This is a genomic window from Burkholderia cepacia (assembly GCF_001039005.1).
In the GTDB taxonomy this organism is placed as follows: domain Bacteria; phylum Pseudomonadota; class Gammaproteobacteria; order Burkholderiales; family Burkholderiaceae; genus Burkholderia; species Burkholderia theae.
This window is the reverse complement of the sequence record NZ_LDWR01000055.1, coordinates 113,508-132,470: the sequence shown is the minus strand read 5'-3', so window position 1 is coordinate 132,470 and position 18,963 is coordinate 113,508. Positions and strand designations below refer to the sequence as shown.

Below are 18,963 nucleotides of genomic sequence, written 5' to 3'. Positions count from 1 at the left end.
TCATTTCCGGATTCGAAAGACGATAACGTTTGCGCGTTCGGCGCCATAAGGTTTGCATGCGCTGCAAGGCTGGCTGCCCAGCGCATTGGGGGCCGGATGAAAATGGGCCGGATCGGTGAGCGGGAGGAAGAAAAAAAACGCCGGGCGAGGATCGACCCGTGCGAACGGCGGGCCGGCACGAAGCCGGCCCGCGTGATGGTGGCGCGTAACCGCTTACCCGCGCCCGTGCTGCGCGGACACTTCCTGCAGGTCGAGGTCGCGTTCGAGCATGTGCAGCATCTCGTCGTGGATGCGGCCCGAACGGTGCAGGCGCAACAGCTCCGCGCGCCCGGCCTTGATCGCGGCCAGCACGACGTCGTAGTGCGCGGTGCGCACTTCCGGCGGGTACGCGGGCTCGTTCTTCGCCCGTTCGGTCAGTTCCGCGCGGTACGTGTATTGCTCGAGCAGGCGCGGATGGATCACGACCCCATTCTCGTCGCGCACGAGCGGCTGGATCGCCGCGAGCTGCGCGGCCTCGACGTACGCCCACGTCTGCGGCTCGGTCAGGTGATGTGCGGCGCGCTCTTCGCGCTGCGGCAGGCGCAGCAGCCGGATCAGCGGCCCGATCGTCGTGCCCTGCAGCAGTACCGTGACGAGGATCACCGCGAACGACGCGACCAGGATCACGTCGCGGCCGGGCATCGCCTCGGGCAGCGACAGCGCGATCGCCAGCGTGACGACGCCGCGCATCCCGGCCCAGCTCATGATCGTCGCGGCCTTCCAGTCGGGCGCGTCGCCGCGCCGCGCGATCCCGCGCACCGGCCACTTCAGCGCCTCGACCACGTAAATCCATACGAAGCGCGACACGATTACCGCCGCCAGCACCGCAAGCACCGGCGGCACCATCGTGCCGAGCACCTGCTCGAAGCCGCCGAGCCGGTGCATCGCGCCGCGCAGCGACAACCCGATCAGCACGAACACCATCGCCTCGAGCAGGAACACGATGACCTGCCAGAACGCGGTGCCGCGCGTGCGCACGGCCGCCGAGAACACCTCGTGCTGATGCCAGCCGATGATCATGCCGGCCGTGACGGTCGCGATCACGCCCGACACCTCGACCATTTCGCCCGCGATATACGCGATCCAGCCGGCGATTACCGCGACGGTGATCACCAGATAGTCGTCGTCGAGCAGCTTCAGGAACCACACGACGAGCGTGCCGACCACGAAGCCGACCACCAGGCCGCCGAGCCCGAGCTCCGCGAAGCGCACGACCGCATGCTCGAGGCTGAACGCGCCGGTCAGCGCGGCCGCGACGGCAAAGCGGAACAGCACGAGGCCGGCCGCGTCGTTCAGCAGGCTCTCCCCTTCGAGCAACACCATCAGCCGGCGCGGCAGCGCGACGCGTTCGAGCACGGCCTTCGCGGCAACCGCGTCGGGCGGCGACACGATCGCGCCGAGCGCGAAGCACGCGGCCCACGGCAGCGCCGGCGCCACCCAGTGCACGGCGAAGCCGACCGCGAACGTGGTGAACACGACCGCACCGATCGCAAGCAGCAGGATGCCGCCGACGTTGCGCTTGAACTCCTCCCACACGGAGAAATACGCGCCGTCCATCAGCAGCGGCGGCAGGAACACCAGCAGCACCAGTTCGGGATCGAGGTTGACCGGCGGCAGGCCGGGGATGAACGCGATGCCAATGCCGCCGATCAGCAGCGCGGCCGCGGGCGGCAGCCGCAGCCGCTTGGCGAGGTATTCGAGTGCGACGATCGCCAGGAATGACAACAAAACCAGCTTGAATGCCGCGACGGGAGACATGAATCGACCTCGTGAAGAATGAATTCGCGCTTTCCGGTGTCGTACCCCGGTCGGCAGTTTGGCGCGATTACATCACGATGCAATGCCCGCAGTCGAGCGCGTTGGGCCCCGCCGCGCGGTGCGGGCGCGATGCCGACTCGACGCCGGCCCGGTGCGCGCGTCGCCATGAAAAACGGCACGCGGGCCGGCACGATCGCCCGCCCGCGTGCCGTCGCGGCACCGCGCTGCCCGCCGGCGCGTCAGCGGCGCCGTACGACCATCAGCCGCAGCTCGGTCATGTCTTCAATCGCGTAGCGGATCCCTTCGCGGCCGAGGCCCGAATCCTTCACGCCGCCGTACGGCATGTTGTCGACGCGGAACGACGGCACATCGTTGATCACGACGCCACCGACTTCCAGCTCGTCCCACGCGCGCTGCGCGTGCGTGAGCGAATCGGTGAACACGCCGGCCTGGAGCCCGAAATCGCTGTCGTTCACGCGCGCGAGCGCGTCATCGAACCGGTCGAATTTCTCGAGGATCGCGACGGGGCCGAATGCCTCCTTGCGGTACAGGTCCTGCTCATGCCCGACGTTTTCCAGCAGCGTCGCCTCGAACATCGCGCCGTCGACCTTGCCGCCCGCGACGATCTTCGCGCCCGCCGCGACAGCCGCATCCATCCAGCCCGACAGCCGGCGCGATTCGGATTCGGAAATCATCGGGCCGACGAACGTCGACGGATCCTTCGGATCGCCCATCTTCAGCGAACGCGTCTTCGCGATCAGCTTCTCGCGCAGCGCGTCGTACAGATCGGCATGCACGAGGATCCGCTGCACGCCGATACAGCTCTGGCCCGACTGGTAGTACGCGCCGAACGCGAGACGCTCGACCACGTAGTCGAGCCGGTCGCGCTGGTCCGCATCGACGATCGCGGCCGCGTTGCCGCCGAGTTCCAGCACGACTTTCTTCTTGCCGGCCTTCTCCTTCAGCGCCCAGCCCACGGCCGGCGAGCCCGTGAACGACAGCAGCCTGAAACGCTCGTCGGTCGTGAACAGATCGGCGCCGTCGCGATGCGCGGGCAGCACCGAGAACGCGCCCTTCGGCAGGTCGGTTTCCGCGAGCACCTCGCCAATGATCAGCGCGCCGATCGGCGTGCGGCTCGCGGGCTTCAGCACGAACGGGCAGCCGGCCGCGAGCGCGGGCGCGACCTTGTGTGCGGCGAGGTTCAGCGGGAAGTTGAACGGCGAGATGAACGAGCACGGGCCGATCGGCACACGCTTCGTGTAGCCCGTATAGCCCTGCGCACGCGCGGAGATCTCGAGGTTGATGATCTCACCGTCGATGCGCACCGATTCCTCGGACGCGACGCGGAACGTGTCGATCAGCCGCGTCACCTCGCCCTTCGAATCGTTGATCGGCTTGCCAGCCTCGATGCACAGTGCCTCGGCCAGCTCGTCGAAGCGCTCGCGAAAACGCGCGACACAATGGTCGAGCACGGCCTGCCGCTTGTAGGCCGGCAGCTCGCGCATCGGCTTCGCGGCGTCGACCGCCGCACCGATCGCCTTGTCGATCGCCTTCGCGTCGGCCAGCGCGACGCGCGTCGCCACCTTGCCGCTGAACTTGTCCGTGACTTCCAGATCGGTGTTCGCGTAGACGGCTTCGTTGGCGAGGTAGTACGGATAGGTTTCCTTCAACATGGAACGACTCCTTCCTGTGAACGGGGAATTCAGAGTTGCGCCGACAGGCGCTTGATCTCGCGGTTCAGCACGCGCTCGTTGTCCGAGTAATCGATCGGCACGTCGATCACGTGCACGCCCGGCGACGAGAAGCACTCGCGCAGCAGCGGCTCGAGATCCTCGGCCGATTCGACGCGATGCCCGTGCGCGCCGTAGCTTTGCGCATACGACACGAAATCGGGGTTCTGCAGCGTCATCGCGAAATCGGGGAAGTTCATGTTCTCCTGCTTCCAGCGGATCATCCCGAACGCGTCGTCGCGCAGGATCATCACGACGAGGTCGAGCTTCAGCCGCACCGCCGTTTCAAGCTCCTGCGAATTCATCATGAAGCCGCCGTCGCCGCACACGGCGATCACCTTGCGCTGCGGATGCACGATCTTCGTCGCGATCGCCGACGGCAGGCCCGCGCCCATCGACGCGAGCGCGTTGTCGAGCAGCAGCGAGTTCGGCTCGTGCGCGCGCCAGTAGCGTGCGAACCAGATCTTGTACATCCCGTTGTCGAGACAGACGATCCCGTCGACCGGCAGCGCGTTGTACAGGTCGTTCACGATCCGCACCGGGTACATCGGGAAGCGCGGATCGTGCTGGCCCTTCTCCAGATGCGCGTCGAAATGCTCCTTGATCATCGCGAAGCGCGCGAAATCCCAGTGCGGCTGCGGCGCGATCGCCTCCGTCATCTGCCACACCGCGTTCGCGATGTCGCCGACCACCTCGATCTGCGGGAAATAGACGGGATCGACCTGCGCGCCGAGGAAGTTCACGTGGATCACGGTCTTGTCGTCCGCGCGCATGAAGAACGGCGGTTTCTCGATCACGTCGTGGCCGACGTTGATGATGCAGTCCGCATGCTCGATCGCTCGGTGCACGAAGTCGCCGTCGGACAGCGTCGCGTTGCCGAGCCACAGCGGGTGCGACTCGTCGATCACGCCCTTGCCCATCTGCGTCGTGAAGAATGGGATGCCGGTCTTGTCGACGAATTCGACGAGGATCTTGCGGGTGGTCTTGCGGTTGCCGCCCGCGCCGATCATCAGCAGCGGATGGCGCGCGGCCTGGATCGCGTCGACCGCGTGTGCGATCGCCTTCTCCTCGGCCACCGGCCGCCGGCTGTAGCTGCGCGGGATCGGCTTGCCGTCGCCCTCCTCGTGCGCGATATCTTCCGGCAGTTCGAGGTGCGCGGCGCCCGGGCGCTCTTCCTCCGCGCGGCGAAACGCCTCGCGCACGGCCGACGGGATGTTGCCGATCGACACGATCTGCCGCGTGAACTTCGTGAGCGGCTGCATCATGTCGACCACGTCGACGATCTGGAAGTGGCCCTGCTTGCTGGACTTGATCGGCTTCTGCCCGGTGATCATCAGCATCGGCATCCCGCCGAGCTGTGCATACGCGGCAGCCGTCACGAAGTTCGTGGCGCCGGGCCCGAGTGTCGCGAGACACACGCCGGTGCGGCCCGTCAGGCGGCCGTAGGTGGCGGCCATGAACCCGGCCGCCTGCTCGTGCCGGGTCAGCACGAGCTTGATCTTCGAGCGCCGCAGCGATTCGAGCAGATCGAGGTTTTCTTCGCCGGGAATGCCGAACACGTACTCGACGCCTTCGGCTTCCAGCGCCTTCACGAACAGATCCGATGCTTTCATGGGGGACTCTCGGTTGATGCCGCCTGCCCGGCATACGGACGCGCGGCGTACATGACGCGCGCCGGCCTACGGCACGCGGACGCTTTACCTACTGGACACAAACCACGGCACTGCCCGCCGCGCGACCTGCAACGCGCGGCGGTGCCTCCCGAGACAGGAGGACGAACGGACCCGCCCGCACGCGGCAAGCGCGCACGGGCAGCAAAGATGTTTTTGATTGTAGACGGATTCGGAAGATTTCGACTTCGGCCGAACGGCCATTCGGCACGCAAACGAAGCGGGCGGCCCTACTGTAGCGCCATGGAATTCAACACACCACACCTGTGAACCATGGTTGACACGCTGAAATTAATGCCCTACATTGCGCCTACGTACAGTATCCGGACCACCGACGTGTTCGACGCATGGTTCGCCGGCCTGCAGGATCGCGTCGCGAAGCGCCGCATCCAGGCGCGCATCGACCGCCTGTCGACGGGCAATCCGGGCGACTGGAAATCGGCCGGCTCGCCTGTCGTCGAAATGCGTATCGACCATGGCCCCGGCTATCGCGTCTACTACGTCCGGCGCGGCACGATCTGGGTCATCCTGCTCTGCGGCGGCGATAAATCGACGCAACAGGCCGACATACGCGCCGCGCACGCGATGCTGACGCATCTCGACATGGAGTGATCGATGGACAAAATCAGGACCCGGCCGTGGGATTCGGCCGACCATCTGAAGACCGAAGACGACATGGCCGACTACTTCGAAGCGTGCCTGCAAGAGGCGGGCGACGATCCGGCCTTCATCGCGCACGCGCTCGGCGTGATCGCACGCGCACGCGGCATGTCGCAGGTCGCGCGCGATGCGGGCCTGTCGCGCGAAGGGCTGTACAAGGCACTGTCGCACGACGGCAACCCGAGCTTCGGCACGATCTTGAAAGTCATCAAGGCGCTCGGCCTGCAACTGCACGGCTCGAAAGCGCACGCGTGATGCGCGGGCGCGCGGCATCGCGCCGTCCGCGCGCTATCCGTGGCCGCATCAATGCAGCCAGCCGGCCGCCCAGCGCGGCACCAACGACACCAGATACAATCCAAGCCCGATCAGCCCGCCGACCAGCGTGCCGTTGATGCAATAGATCGTCCGAATGGCATACCGAACCCGTAAAGGTAATGTGCGCCCCTATACTCGTCGTGATGACAGCAACCGGCCGGCATGCATTAGCGACACCTGTCATCACGCGATGATCTCACCAATTCCCTATCAGTCAGGATTCCTGTTGGTTATTTCACGCGGAGGCGCTTCGACGTACGCATCGTCGAAACCATTTCATCCTTATTGACGTATTACGTTAAACGTAATACCATGCCCGTAATAATCAGATCGTTCCGATGCAAAGATACTCGGTTGCTGTTTGCCGGAGAATTACCCAAGCGCTTCCGTACGATCGAAACCGTTGCTACCCGGAAACTGCAAATGGTCGCCGCCGCGAAAGAACTGCGTGACTTGCGGGCGCCGCCCGGCAACCGGCTCGAAGCGTTGCAAGGCGATCGGGAAGGTCAGCACAGCATTCGCATCAACGAACAATGGCGGATCTGTTTCGTATGGAGCGACGATGGCCCGACCCAGGTCGAGATCGTCGACTATCACTGACTGGAGCTTTGCATGCTCAAGAATGGAATGCGCCCGATTCATCCGGGCGAAGTCCTGCGGGAAGAATTCCTCGTTCCGCTGGAAATGAGCGTCAACGCACTGGCGCTCGCGTTGAACGTGCCGGCGACACGCTTGCACGAAATCGTCAAGGAACGGCGTGGAATCACGGCCGATACGGCTTACCGGCTCGCGCGCTATTTCGAGACGTCGCCGGAATTCTGGCTGAACCTGCAGACCGCTTACGATCTCAAGACACTGCCGACGCGCAGCGAAATCGACCGCAAGGTCGAACCGCGCGAGCGCACGCACGCGTAGGCACCTCGGCCGCCGTTCGCCGGGCCGGCTGCATCAATGCAGCCAGCCGGCCGCCCAGCGCGGCACCAACGACACCAGATACAACCCAAGCCCGATCAGCCCGCCGACCAGCGTGCCGTTGATGCGGATGTACTGCAGATCCTTGCCGATGTTCAGCTCGATCTGCCGCGACATTTCGCGTGCATCCCAGTTACGCACCGTGTCGCGGATGTGACGCATCAGGAAATCGGCGAAATCCGGCGCCATCTCGTGCACGGCCTTCTCGATATGCTCGTTCAGCGACGCGCGCAGCGCCGGGCTCTCCGCGAGCCGCGCGCCGAGCCAGCCGCCGAGCGTCGCGGCCTGGCGGTGCAATGCCGAATCGGCGCGAGCGAGATCGGCCTTCAGCCACGCGCGCAACTGGTCCCACAAGTCGCGCGCATACGTGTTGAACGCGTCGCCGTCGCGGATGTAGCGCTTGATCTCGTCGCCCTTTTCGATGAACGCGGGATCGTGCTTCAGCCGCTCGGTCAACCGCACGACCGTTCGGTCGAAGCGCTGCCGCAGTTCGTGCTCGGGGTCGGCCGCCACGCCTTCCAGCACGCGGCTCACCGCGCTCGCGAGCATTCGCGCACCGTTCTCGCCGAACCACTGTGTCGGCATGATCTTCTCGACCTTCGGGTACTGCGTCTTCAGCCACTCGACGATGAAGCCCGCGATCACCTCGCGATTCTCCTCCTTGTCGAGCACGTCGACCACCTGTTCGATCGCGTCGTCGAGCAACTGCTGGTGGCGGCCGTCCTTCGTCAGCGTGTCGAGGATCGCGCCGGCCGATTGCGACAGGTCGACCCGGTCGATTACCGCGCGGAACGCGTCGTGGACGAACGACTGGATCCGCGCATCGTCGGTCATGTCGAGCGCGAAGCTCATCAGCTTCGTTACGTAGCCGCCGAGCGCGTCGGTGTTCGCCGGCTCGCCGAGCCACGCACCGAGTTTCTGCGCGGGATCGTGCTGGCGGATCTGCGCGACGAGCGCATCGGGGCCGAGGAACTTCTCGCGCACGAACACCGCGAGGTTGTCGGCGATCTTGTCCTTGTTCTTCGGAATGATCTCGGTATGGCGCGACACGAACGGAATCGGCACGCGGCGAAACAGCGCGACAACCGCGAACCAGTCGGCGAGCGCGCCGACCATCGCGGCCTCGGCCACGGCCTTGAAGCCGTCGACCCACGGGCCGCGCGGCAGCAGGATCGTCGCGACGAACACCGCGACCGCGGCCAGCAGCAGCCACAGCGCGCGGCGCTTGCTTCGTTTCAGTTCGAGGGCTTTGTCTGGCGTCATGGCGGCACGCGAATCGGCGATGCCGCTAATATCCCCGATTTCGCACCGGCCGACAAACGCGCGGCATGATGCGCGACGGGCCCGCGCGACCGCCGCCGCGCATCACGTCACCCGCCACGTCGCGCAACCGCGCGGCCGGCGACAGGATTGCCGACGCAATCCGTCCGTCGCGCCGGCCATCCTCGCCGCGCCTGCCGCCGCTACAGAAACGTCTTCAGGTTCACCGCCGGATCGGCGAGTTTCAACGGATCGGGCACCGCCCCTGCCGCGATCAGCCGGCGCGATGCGCCGATGTCGCGCCCCAGGTTCGCCGCGGCTACCGCGACGATCTTGCCATCATCACCCAACCCGAACACCGTGAACGGCCCGCTCGCCGGATCGCCGCGCACGACGATCGTGCGTTCGCTGCCGAACAGCCCGAGCATCTGCAGGTTGCAGTCGTACTGATCGGACCACAGCCACGGCAGCTCGCCATAGGTTTCGTCGGCGCCGAGCAGGTTCGCGGCCGCGACGGCCGGCTGGTTTTCGGCAACCTGCCACGATTCGATCCGCACGTGACGCCCGAGCAACGGATTGAAGTGCATCGTCACCTCGCCCGTCGCGAAGATCGCGGAATCGGCCGTGCGGCAGCCGGCGTCGACACGTATCCCGTTGTCGATGTCGAGTCCGGCCGCCTGGGCAAGCTCGACGTTGGGCACCACGCCGATGCCGACCACGACGAGGTCGGCCTGCACGTCGCCGCGATCGGTCTCGACGATCGCGCCGCCGGCCGGCGCACGGCGAATCGCGCGCGGCAGCGTCGCCATCTGGAAGATCACGCCGCGCGCGTCGTGCAACTGACGCGCATACGCGCCGACGACTTCCGGCAACGCACGCTGCAGCAAGCGGGGTGCCGGATCGATCACCGTCACGTCGCAACCGAGCTGGCGCGCCGCGGCCGCGACCTCGAGGCCGATGAAGCCGCCACCGAGCACCGCGACGCCGCGGCCCGGAACAAGTTGCGCGCGCAACGCACGCGCATCGTCAACGGTGCGGACATAATGCGGCTCGACACCTTCGTCGATTGCCCCGCCGAACGTGCGCACCCGCGAGCCCGTCGCGAGCACGAGCCGCGCGTACGGCAACGTCGTGCCGTCGTCGAGGCTCACGCGCTGCGCATCGCGCTCGATCGTGTCGACCCGCGTGCCGAGCCGCAGCTCGATACGCTGCGCGTCGTACCACGCCGCATCGCGAATGAACGCGCGCTGCTCGCCGCCATCGCTCAGCAGCGCATCCTTCGACAGCGCGGGCCGGTCGTACGGCAGCTCGCGCTCCGCGCCGATCATCACGATGCGCGCCGCGGCGTCGCGTTCGCGCAGCGCTTCGGCCGTGCGACGCGCCGCGTGACCCGCGCCGACGATCACGAACGGGTCAGCCGACATTGACTTCCACCTGCCCGTCGACGATCCGGATCGGATAGGTCCGCACCGGCTCCGTGATCGGCGCGCATTTCGGCGCGCCGGTGCGGATGTCGATCAGCCCCTGGTGCAGCGGGCATTCGACGCAACCGTCCTCCACATAACCTTCGGACAGCCGCGCATGGCCGTGCGTGCAGAGGTCGTGCATCGCGAACAGTTCGTCGCCGATCCGGAACACGGCGATCGGCTTCTGGCCGGCGACGCGCGCCGCCGGTTCGTCTTCGGAGAATTCGTCGAAAGTGCCGAGCGGATGCCACTCGGTCAGCGTTGCTTCGGTCATGTCGGTTCCTTGCTTCGTCAGATCGGGGTGGCGAGCAGCGTCTGCACGCGCGACGTGTCGTAGATCACCCGCTTGGTCTTGTAGCGCAGCCCGTCGGGCGTGCGCACGACCGTGTCGTAGTACTTGCCGGCCTGGTACACGTTCGATTCGCCGTTGCTGCGCGTCTGCACGACGACGTAGTTGCTCTCGGTGTCGATCTCGCCGTCGCGTTCGGCGACGATCGTCAGGCCCGACGTCATGTGCCGGTACGTGTGCTCTTCATAGATGTTCGCGTGCCGCAGCGACACCACGCGGTCGCGCAGCATCCGCTGGTTCGTACAGTGGACGATCCCGACCGGCAGCCCGAGGTCGGCGTTTTCCTTCGGCACGATTTCGTACAGGCAGTCCTCGGTGAACATCTCCGGCCACTGCTCGATCCGGTCGTTGTCGAGATGGCTGATGTAGCGGTTCTGCAGCATGTAAATCTCGAACCACGTCTTCATGTCTTCCGTCATTTCGCGCTCCCGCTTCAATAGCCCATCAGCTTCTGGTAGCCGACCCAGAACTTGCGGATCAGGCTTTCGGTGATTACCGTGTCCTGCTGGTCCGGATTGCCGCGCGACATCTCGATCACCGACGTCGCGTCGCCGTCGCGCACCGTGCCGCGCTGCACGAGCTCGGTCGCCTCCGTGTCTTCCATCGAGATGTAGCCGGCCGGCCCGACGAGGTTCGCCTGCTTGATGCGCAGCGCGCGCAGCTCGGGCGTGTCGTCCGCGTAGCCGAAGAAGTGGAAGATCAGCTCGAAGTTGTCCGGGCCCTTCGGCAGGATCTGGCGCGCGACCAGCGTGTTGTGGATCTGCTGGATCACGAGCTGCGGGAAGATCGGCTGGATATGGTTCGTGCAGTCCTCGTCGTATTCCGAGACGAGATCGAGGATCGATTCGTCCTCGAGGTGGAAACCTTCGTCGAACGAGCGGATGTTCTGCTGCTTGTACGCGGCCGACGTGTCGTCGTTCGTCTTCGTCACCGTGATGATGCTGTGCAGCCCGTGGTTCGCGTCCGGAATCGAGCGCGCCTTCATCCCGACGCGGAAGATGTTGAAGGTCGTATGGAACAGGTGCAGCATGCTCGCGTGATACGGATCCTTCACGTTCTCCATGTACAGCTTCCAGTTCGACTTCGAATACTGGCGCGTGCAGCCGAGATACTCGATCGGCTTGTGGAAGATCCGGTTGATCCACGGGCGCATCTGCTCGCCGAGATAGTCGGGCAGCGGCATCACTTCATCGCTGAACGTCGCGAACACCAGCCCGTGATAGCTGTCGACGCGCAGCTTGCGCAGCCCGTGCTGCTTCGGGTCGAAATCGGCGGGCATCCCCGACATCCCCTTCTGGCCGCGCCGGAACGGCACGCCGAGCAGGTTGCCCTGGTTGTCGAAGCTCCACTGGTGATAGACGCAGGTGTGCGAGCTCGCGTTGCCGCGCGACTTGCGGCACACCTGCGCGCCGCGGTGCGCGCAACGGTTCACCCAGGCGGACAGCGTGCCGTCCTCGGTGCGCGTGACGACCACCGGCGTGTCGCCGACGAACGTGCTCTTGAAGTCGCCGGCGTTCGGGATTTCCGCTTCCAGCGCGACGAAGTTCCACGTCGGCCCGCGGAAGATGCGCTCCTGCTCGCGCTCGTAGACCGCTTGTGAGCTGAACACCTTGTATGGCACGCGCGAGCCGTCGTCGTGCGGAAAGGTCACGTCGGATGCATCGCCGCGGGCGGCGAATACGACGGGCGATTCTGTCTGCTCCATGTCGGACTCCTTGTCGATCTGTTTCGTTGAATGCATGGAGCCCATTTTTGAAAAGCTAATATTCGCCGTCTATCCGGAAAGTGCGATTGCGGCGGTGCAATATCCACTTTCGGCGGATTTCTGAGCTAGCATGGCGGCACACACGATGCCTCGTCCGATTACGACCCATTCGTCGGATCGAAACGCGGCGTCCCCAATTAGGCTGATGCCCATGTCCCCAACGTCGTTCGAGCCGCTCGCGCTGCGCGCGCACCGGCTGTTCGAATCCCGCGATCTCGACGAGACGCGCGAGCGGATCTCGCGCGTGATGCAGCCGCATGCGCTGCTGCCGAACGGACGCGTGCACGGTGCGTCGCACATGGATTTCGTCAAGCTCGGCGGGCTCGGGATCGGCACGATCGCGTTCGGCGACGCGATGCGCGTGCAGGTCGACGCGGTCGACGGTTATTACCTGCTGATGTTCTGCCTGTCCGGCCAGGCCGAGGTGCGCGCGATGGGGCGGCAGCTCGGCGTCGACGGCCAGACCGGCGTGCTGTGCGCGCCCGGCGAACGCTTCGACGCGGTACTGTCGGCCGATTGCGAGCAGTTCGTGCTGCGCATCGATGCGGCAACCGTCGGCTCGCTGACCGGCGACCCGCGCGCGACGCTCGACCCCGTGCTGCACATCAGCGACGCCGCGCTCTCCGCGTGGCGTCAGCAACTGATGCTCGTCGCACGCTCCCCCGAACTGCTCGAACGCGCGAACGCGAACCCGCGCGTTGCGTCGCAACTCGAGCATCTGCTGATCGACCTGCTGATCGAAGGCCATCCGCCGTCCGTGCTGCGCGCGTCGCACCGCGACCCGGCACCGGGCTTCGTGCGGCGCGCGCAGGAGTTCGTGAACGCGCACTACGCGCAGCCGCTGCAGCTCGCCGATATCGTCCAGGCCGCCAACGTGCCCGAACGGACACTGCGCGACGCCTTCCTGCAGTTCCGCGGGATGAGCCCGATGCAATACCTGCGCGCGACGCGGCTCGACCATGCGCGCGAGTTGCTGCGCGGCACGGCGTCCGACCGGCGGATCGCCGATGTCGCGCTCGATTGCGGGTTTACGCACCTCGGCCGGTTCGCGATCGCGTACCGGGAAAAGTTCGGCGAATCGCCGTCGGAGACGCTCGACGGGAAGCGTTAGCCGTCGTCAGACTGGCGCATCCGGAAGCCTGCCGGCTGGCCTCGAGATGGGACGAAATGGCATCGGATCGCGCCGCCCTCTCCGAATTCGCCCGGGCGCGCGAAAACAGACCGTTAGTTGCGATTCATAGCACGAACGACCGCCCTTACGCCCCCGGCACGATCATCTCCCGCGCGATCGCGCAGAACGCGGCCGTCGCCGCGCTTTCGCCGTGCAGCCGGCGGCTCATGATGATCGGCGACGTCGCGGCCGGTTCCGGCAAGCGCCGGTAGACGACACCCTTCACACGCACGCCCTCCACGCTCTCCGGCACCAGCGACACGCCGACCTGCGCGGCCACGAGCCCGAGCGCCGTCTGCAATTCGCGCACCTCATGAACGGCGGCCGGCACCAGCGCACCGTCGCGCAGCGCGGAGAGCTGCTGATCGGCGAAGCTCGGCCGCGGCGTGCTCGGATAGACGATCAGCGTCTCGTTCGCGATATCCGCGAGCGTCAGCGGCCGGGCCGGATCGGCAAGCGGATGCCCGACCGGCAGCGCCGCGATCAGCTTTTCCTCGATCAACGCCTCGCGCACGACCTGGTCGTCGTCGAAACGCAAGCGGCCGAACCCCACGTCGATCCGCCCGCCCTTCAAAGCGCCGAGCTGTTCGAGCGTGAACATTTCGATCAGCGACAACTCGACGTCAGGCTGCGCCTCGCGAAACGCGCGGATCACGTCCGGCAGCGCGCCGTACAGCGTCGACGGCACGAAGCCGATCACGATCCGTTCCGACGACTGCGCGAGCCGCCGCGTCAGCGGGCCGAGCTCGTCGGCCTGGTCGACGAGGCGCTTCGCCTGCGCATAGAACACACGCCCCGCATCCGTCAGCTTCAGCGGCCGCGCGCCGCGCTCGAACAGCGGCAGCCCGATCTCGTCCTCGATCGCCTGGAGCTGGCGGCTCAGCGGCGGCTGCGTCATGTGCAGCCGCTCGGCCGCCCGCGTGATGTTCATTTCCTCGGCGACGGCGATGAAGTAGCGGAGCTGACGCAATTCCATTTCATGCCTCAAAGGTATGGAAGTAGTCGGAAAGAGTGTTGGACGACGCGGGGCGGGAATTCCTACCATGTGCACCAACAGGAGGAATCGCATGATAGCAACTGCCGCCACCATCGAACGCATCGAGACGTTGCTCGTCGACGTGCCGACGATCAGGCCCCACAAATTGTCGGTCGCCACGATGAATTGCCAGACGCTCGTACTGGTCCGAGTTCGATGCACGGACGGTATCGAAGGTGTCGGCGAAGCGACGACCATCGGCGGTCTCGCGTACGGCGAGGAGAGCCCCGAGAGCATCAAGGTCAACATCGACACCTACTTCGCGCCGCTGCTGCAGGGCATGGACGCGACGCGCCCGGGCGCCGCGATGGCGCGTGCGCGCAAGCTGTTCCAGGGCAACCGCTTCGCGAAGTGCGCGCTCGAAACCGCGTTGTTCGATGCGCAGGCGCGTCGTCTCGGCGTGCCGCTGTCCGAGTTGTTCGGTGGCCGCAGGACCGATGCGGTCGATGTCGCATGGACGCTCGCGAGCGGCGACACGCAGCGCGACATCGCGGAAGCCGAAGCGATGCTCGACGCGCGCCGCCATCGCGCATTCAAGCTGAAGATCGGCTCGAACGCGGTTGCCGACGACGTCGCGCACGTGATCGCGATCAAGCGCGCGCTCGGCGAGCGCGGCGATGTGCGCGTCGACGTGAACCAGGCGTGGACCGAAACCGATGCGATCCGGGCCGGCGCGCGGTTCGCGGAAGCCGGCGTGAGCCTCGTCGAGCAGCCGATCGCCGCGACCAACCGCGCGGGACTGAAACGTCTCACGCAGCTCGCACAGGTGCCGATCATGGCCGACGAAGCGCTGCATGGTCCGGTCGATGCATTCGCGCTCGCGCAGGAACGCGCGGCCGACGTGTTCGCGGTGAAGATCGCCCAATCGGGCGGCCTGCAGGGCGCGGCGAGCGTCGCGTCGATCGCGACGGCGGCCGGCATCGAACTGTATGGCGGCACGATGCTCGAGGGCGCGGCCGGCACGATGGCGTCCGCGCAACTGTTCAGCACGTTCGACTCGCTGAAATGGGGCACCGAGCTGTTCGGGCCGCTGCTGCTCACCGAGGAAATCCTCATCGAGCCGCTGCGTTACCAGGATTTCAAGCTGCACCTGCCGGCGACGCCCGGCCTCGGCATCACCTTCGACTGGGCCCGTATCGAACGGATGCGACGCGACGCCCGCTGATCCCCACACGACAACCGAAACCGGAGACACAGATGAACAAGCAAGCCATCGACGCACTGCTGAAAACCTTCGACGACGCCGCCGAGAAACCCGGCAACCCGCGCGTGCGCGCGATCGTCAACCGGATCGTGAAGGACATCTGCTACACGATCGAGGATTTCGACGTGCAGCCGAGCGAGTTCTGGACGGCGCTCAACTACCTGAACGAAGCCGGCCGGGAATTCGGGCTGATCGCCGCGGGCCTCGGCCTCGAGCGTTTCCTCGACGTGCGGATGGACGAGGCCGAGGAGAAGGCCGGCATCCAGGGCGGCACGCCGCGCACGATCGAAGGGCCGCTGTATGTCGCCGGTGCGCCGGAATCGGTCGGCCATGCGCGCCTCGACGACGGCAACGATCCGGGCCAGACGCTCATCATGCGCGGCCAGGTGCTCGGCAAGGACGGCGCGCCGCTCGCGAATGCGCTCGTCGAGGTATGGCACGCGAACCATCTCGGTAACTACTCGTACTTCGATCAATCGCAGCCCGCGTTCAACCTGCGCCGCTCGATCCGCACCGATGCCGAAGGCCGCTACAGCTTCCGCAGCGTGCTGCCGGTCGGCTACAGCGTGCCGCGGGGCAGCAAGACCGAGCAGCTGCTCGACCAGCTCGGCCGCCACGGCCATCGTCCCGCGCACATTCACTTCTTCGTTTCGGCGGACGGTTATCGTAAGCTGACGACGCAGATCAACATCGAAGGCGATCCGCACATCTGGGACGACTTCGCATTCGCGACCCGCGAAGGGCTGATCCCGAAGGTCAAGCAGGCCGAAGGCGCGGAAGGCAAGCCGTACGGTGTCGACGGGCAGTTCGCGCTGATCGACTTCGATTTCTCGCTGCTCAAGGAAAAGCAGGACGTGCCGGCGAGCGAAGTCGAGCGGGCCCGCGCGCAGGCCTGAGCGGCCTCCCCGTTCGACGAATCGATAACGCAAGGAGTGCAGGATGCTGTTTCATGTGGAAATGACGGTCCGTCTGCCGGCGGACATGGATCCGGTCAAGGCGGCGACGCTGAAGGCGGAAGAGAAGGCGATGTGCCAGCGGCTGATGAACGAAGGAATCTGGCGACATCTGTGGCGGATCGCGGGGCGCTATGCGAACGTCAGCATTTTCGATGTCGACAGCGTGCAGCAGTTGCATGATCTGCTCAGCCAGCTGCCGCTGTTTCCGTATATGGAGCTCGAGGTGCGGGCGCTGTGCCGGCATCCGTCTTCGGTGCGGGAAGACGATCGCTGAGCGAGGGGTCGACGAGGCTGCAGCCAGGCGGCCTCGGCCACTGACGACACGGGCGGCCTGCGATTGCATCGCGGGTCGCCCGTTTCACATCGTCATCCGCAGCATCGGATCTTGCCGCCGCGCACGCACGAGCCCGGCCGTTGCCGAGATGATTATTTCTGCGCATCCATCTTGTCGGCGACGTCGTCGCCGTACACCTTCGCGACGCGTCGTGCGACGATCGCCTGCATCAGCGTCTTGTCGAAATCGTCGGCGGCCTTCCAGCCGCTGCCGTCCTTGACGAACGTGAAATCGCCTTTCAACTGCAGCATCGACGGCGCGCCGATCGCGCCGAGCAGCCTGTCGCGATAGTCGATCAGCAGCGGACACGACACATGGTCGCCGTCGATCTGCCTGCAATCGGCGGCCGGCATGACGCCCAGCACGCTGCGCGTCAGCGTCGTCGGCTCGTCATCGCCCGGCATCGGCTTGCCATAGCTCGGCGAGCGCTCCGACACGCTCTTGTCGAGTTGCGCGACACCCGCCATGAACGTGGTGCCGATCACGTCGCGCCCGAGCGGTGCGCCGAGTTTCGGATTGAGACCCTGTGCGCTGTAGCGGGCCGTCACGTATTCGGAAGGGAACGTCTGCACGACGAAGGTGCTCTTGTCCTTGTCGTCCTGCCGGACCACGTAACCGAACGTCGTATGCTCGTCGGCGACACTCAGGTCCGCCAGGCAGCCGCGCGAGCGATTGGCCTCGTCGTAGCCGACTTCCCGGTGGTTGCTGACCCGCGGAAAGGTCGTACTGCCCTGGTCAAGCATCTGCATCGGGTTCTTGCGCATCATGTCCATGCGCGCGTCGAACATCAGCGACGACAGCGTCTTGACCGTGCTCGACGTGCCGCACGCGGGTGTCGACGCGGGCCACAACAGGTAGGCGCCCACCGCCAGCGCAACGGCCAGGCCGCCGACGCCAATCAGCGCCTGTTTCCGCTTCTGCTCGCGCTGGATCGATGCGACCGTTTCGTTCAGACGCTGTTCGAAGCGCGGCGGATCGATCTCCTCCAGCAATTTCATCAGGATGAGTTTCGCGCGAACGTCCGAGAAATGGCCGTCGAGCAGTTCCTGCGTCGCCTTCGCCTCCGCCTCGGATGTCGTGTAGCCCTCGGCGATCAGCCAGTCGAGCAGCGTGCGCGCGGAATCGGTGTCGGGCAGCTCGGCCGGTGCGTCCTTCAGACGCTGCGTGACGCGCGCCGCCTGCTCCTCCGTAAGATAACCGCCGGCTTCGAGTGCGATCAGCAGGCTGGCGCGATCGTCGTCGGTCGAATCCGGGGGGCCCGCTTGTTCGAAAGACATGATTGTTGTTCTCCGTCGAGACCGATTCGCTGCGCGGGCACGCAGCCTCGCACCGCCGATTACGCAGACGAATCGCGTCGATCTCCGGAAACTACTTGAATCGGCCGCACGTGTCGATAAGTTCGTGCCCCGCTTTAGCGCGGCCGGTCATCTCGTTCATGCTTGCCGCGCACGATCAGCTCATGTGCGCAAGATGCGCCGCAAACCCCACCCTCCCCGGCGCAATCTCGTCCTTCAACGTCAGCGCCGGAATCTCGTAGTCGCCCGCGTTCTGCCGCCGGAACGGAATCGGCTGCGTGGTCCACAGATCGTCGAGACGCCTGCCGAGCGCCGCGCGCGTTTCCTCGAAGCGCGCTTCGTTCATCTTTCCCGTCCGGTAGATCACGAACGGCGGCAACACGTCGAAACCCGGGTAATACAGCATCCCGTGCTGGATCGGGAACAGCACGTCGTCGATCGGCCCGTTGATGCCGCGCAGGCTGTAGTGCGACTCCCACCCGCCCGCCGTGACGATCACCATCGCCCGCTTGCCGGCCAGCGACCCTTCGCCGTAGCGGTTGCCCCAGCGCGTGTCCGAATGCTCGCCGACGCCGTACGCAAAGCCGTACGCGTACACACGCTCGACCCAGCCCTTCATGATCGCCGGCATCGAGAACCACCACAGCGGAAACTGCAGGATCACCGCGTCTGCCCACTTCAGCTTGCCCTGCTCGCGCGCGATGTCCTCGCGCTGCGTGCCGGTCGCGAACGCATGCTTCGAGTCGAGCGACGGATTGAAACGCGCACCGGCCTCGCGATCGGTCACGTCGTTCGCGTCGATTGCCGCCTTCCAGTTCATCGCATACAGGTCGCTCACCTGCACCGTGTGGCCGGTCGCTTCAAGATGCTCGACGGCGAAGTCGCGCAGCGCGCCGTTCAGCGAACGCGGTTCGGGATGGGCATAAACGATCAGCACATTCATGTTCGTCACTCCGTTGATTGAATGACTGCAGGATGCCGCT

The 18,963-nt window shown here is 65.8% G+C and carries 19 protein-coding genes; 8 read left to right on the top strand and 11 right to left on the bottom strand.

All coding sequences use genetic code 11. From position 1 onward, the window contains the following. Nucleotides 1–213 precede the first annotated feature (213 nt). The 3 genes from VL15_RS29160 to VL15_RS29150 form a co-directional block, all read right to left on the bottom strand. Nucleotides 214–1,797 (bottom strand): Na+/H+ antiporter, encoded by a 1,584-nt coding sequence (locus VL15_RS29160; RefSeq protein WP_048250155.1) that lies wholly within the window; start codon nucleotides 1,795–1,797, stop codon nucleotides 214–216. 239 nt (nucleotides 1,798–2,036) lie between these two features. Further along, on the bottom strand, nucleotides 2,037–3,470 hold the full coding sequence (locus tag VL15_RS29155; RefSeq protein WP_048250154.1) for an aldehyde dehydrogenase family protein: 1,434 nt from the start codon (nucleotides 3,468–3,470) through the stop codon (nucleotides 2,037–2,039). 29 nt (nucleotides 3,471–3,499) lie between these two features. Continuing rightward, complete coding sequence (locus VL15_RS29150) at nucleotides 3,500–5,140, bottom strand: acetolactate synthase large subunit (RefSeq protein ID WP_048250153.1); 1,641 nt, start codon at nucleotides 5,138–5,140, stop codon at nucleotides 3,500–3,502. A 351-nt stretch (nucleotides 5,141–5,491) separates the two neighbouring features. Here VL15_RS29150 and VL15_RS29145 point away from each other — a divergent pair, with 351 nt between their 5' ends. From VL15_RS29145 to VL15_RS29130, 4 genes are all read left to right on the top strand, one after another. Further along, a complete protein-coding gene (locus VL15_RS29145) occupies nucleotides 5,492–5,809 on the top strand; it encodes a type II toxin-antitoxin system RelE/ParE family toxin (protein ID WP_329955974.1) in 318 nt (105 codons plus the stop codon). Nucleotides 5,810–5,812: 3 nt separating this feature from the next. Next, nucleotides 5,813–6,112, top strand: a complete 300-nt coding sequence (locus VL15_RS29140; RefSeq protein ID WP_048250151.1) for an addiction module antidote protein — start codon at nucleotides 5,813–5,815, stop codon at nucleotides 6,110–6,112. A gap of 372 nt (nucleotides 6,113–6,484) precedes the next feature. Next, complete coding sequence (locus tag VL15_RS29135; RefSeq protein WP_080970989.1) at nucleotides 6,485–6,772, top strand: type II toxin-antitoxin system RelE/ParE family toxin; 288 nt, start codon at nucleotides 6,485–6,487, stop codon at nucleotides 6,770–6,772. A 12-nt stretch (nucleotides 6,773–6,784) separates the two neighbouring features. Beyond that, on the top strand, nucleotides 6,785–7,087 hold the full coding sequence (locus tag VL15_RS29130) for a HigA family addiction module antitoxin (RefSeq protein WP_048250150.1): 303 nt from the start codon (nucleotides 6,785–6,787) through the stop codon (nucleotides 7,085–7,087). Between the two features lie 33 nt (nucleotides 7,088–7,120). On the opposite strand, the gene VL15_RS29125 is transcribed toward VL15_RS29130, so the two are convergent. The 5 genes from VL15_RS29125 to andAc all read right to left on the bottom strand — a co-directional run bounded on the left by VL15_RS29125 (nucleotide 7,121) and on the right by andAc (nucleotide 11,924). After that, entirely contained in the window at nucleotides 7,121–8,407 is a 1,287-nt protein-coding gene (locus VL15_RS29125) for a DUF445 domain-containing protein (RefSeq protein WP_048250149.1), read from the bottom strand. Between the two features lie 200 nt (nucleotides 8,408–8,607). Next, nucleotides 8,608–9,828 carry an anthranilate 1,2-dioxygenase system ferredoxin--NAD(+) reductase gene (gene andAa, locus VL15_RS29120; RefSeq protein ID WP_048250148.1) on the bottom strand — a complete coding sequence of 407 codons (1,221 nt, stop codon included), beginning with the start codon at nucleotides 9,826–9,828 and terminating at the stop codon, nucleotides 8,608–8,610. Continuing rightward, nucleotides 9,818–10,144, bottom strand: coding sequence for an anthranilate 1,2-dioxygenase ferredoxin subunit AndAb (gene andAb, locus VL15_RS29115; protein ID WP_048250147.1), 327 nt, complete (start codon nucleotides 10,142–10,144; stop codon nucleotides 9,818–9,820). The genes andAa and andAb overlap by 11 nt, the downstream gene beginning before the upstream one ends. A gap of 17 nt (nucleotides 10,145–10,161) precedes the next feature. Continuing rightward, nucleotides 10,162–10,638, bottom strand: coding sequence for an anthranilate 1,2-dioxygenase small subunit AndAd (gene andAd / locus VL15_RS29110; protein ID WP_048250146.1), 477 nt, complete (start codon nucleotides 10,636–10,638; stop codon nucleotides 10,162–10,164). 14 nt (nucleotides 10,639–10,652) lie between these two features. After that, the gene (andAc, locus tag VL15_RS29105) at nucleotides 10,653–11,924 is read right to left on the bottom strand and encodes an anthranilate 1,2-dioxygenase large subunit AndAc (RefSeq protein ID WP_048250145.1); all 1,272 of its coding nucleotides are present in this window, start codon (nucleotides 11,922–11,924) and stop codon (nucleotides 10,653–10,655) included. A 211-nt stretch (nucleotides 11,925–12,135) separates the two neighbouring features. Between andAc and andR the strand changes: the two genes are divergently transcribed. After that, a complete protein-coding gene (andR, locus tag VL15_RS29100) occupies nucleotides 12,136–13,095 on the top strand; it encodes an anthranilate 1,2-dioxygenase regulatory protein AndR (RefSeq protein WP_048250144.1) in 960 nt (319 codons plus the stop codon). Nucleotides 13,096–13,240: 145 nt separating this feature from the next. Here the strand turns inward: andR and VL15_RS29095 are convergent, their stop codons facing one another. Next, a complete protein-coding gene (locus VL15_RS29095; protein ID WP_048250143.1) occupies nucleotides 13,241–14,131 on the bottom strand; it encodes a LysR family transcriptional regulator in 891 nt (296 codons plus the stop codon). 91 nt (nucleotides 14,132–14,222) lie between these two features. Between VL15_RS29095 and VL15_RS29090 the strand changes: the two genes are divergently transcribed. Genes VL15_RS29090 through catC form a run of 3 tightly spaced genes read left to right on the top strand, consistent with a single transcriptional unit; the run spans nucleotide 14,223 to nucleotide 16,625 of the window. Next, complete coding sequence (locus VL15_RS29090) at nucleotides 14,223–15,356, top strand: muconate/chloromuconate family cycloisomerase (RefSeq protein ID WP_048250142.1); 1,134 nt, start codon at nucleotides 14,223–14,225, stop codon at nucleotides 15,354–15,356. 32 nt (nucleotides 15,357–15,388) lie between these two features. After that, nucleotides 15,389–16,291 (top strand): catechol 1,2-dioxygenase, encoded by a 903-nt coding sequence (gene catA / locus VL15_RS29085; protein WP_048250141.1) that lies wholly within the window; start codon nucleotides 15,389–15,391, stop codon nucleotides 16,289–16,291. A 43-nt stretch (nucleotides 16,292–16,334) separates the two neighbouring features. Then, nucleotides 16,335–16,625 (top strand): muconolactone Delta-isomerase, encoded by a 291-nt coding sequence (catC, locus tag VL15_RS29080; protein ID WP_048250140.1) that lies wholly within the window; start codon nucleotides 16,335–16,337, stop codon nucleotides 16,623–16,625. 152 nt (nucleotides 16,626–16,777) lie between these two features. Here catC and VL15_RS29075 read toward each other — a convergent pair whose 3' ends face one another. Together VL15_RS29075 and VL15_RS29070 are read right to left on the bottom strand one after the other, a co-directional pair. After that, nucleotides 16,778–17,962: a hypothetical protein gene (locus VL15_RS29075; RefSeq protein WP_048250139.1), complete on the bottom strand. Its 1,185-nt coding sequence runs from the start codon at nucleotides 17,960–17,962 to the stop codon at nucleotides 16,778–16,780. Nucleotides 17,963–18,137: 175 nt separating this feature from the next. Further along, the gene (locus VL15_RS29070) at nucleotides 18,138–18,923 is read right to left on the bottom strand and encodes an NAD(P)H-dependent oxidoreductase (protein ID WP_048250138.1); all 786 of its coding nucleotides are present in this window, start codon (nucleotides 18,921–18,923) and stop codon (nucleotides 18,138–18,140) included. Nucleotides 18,924–18,963: the final 40 nt, after the last annotated feature.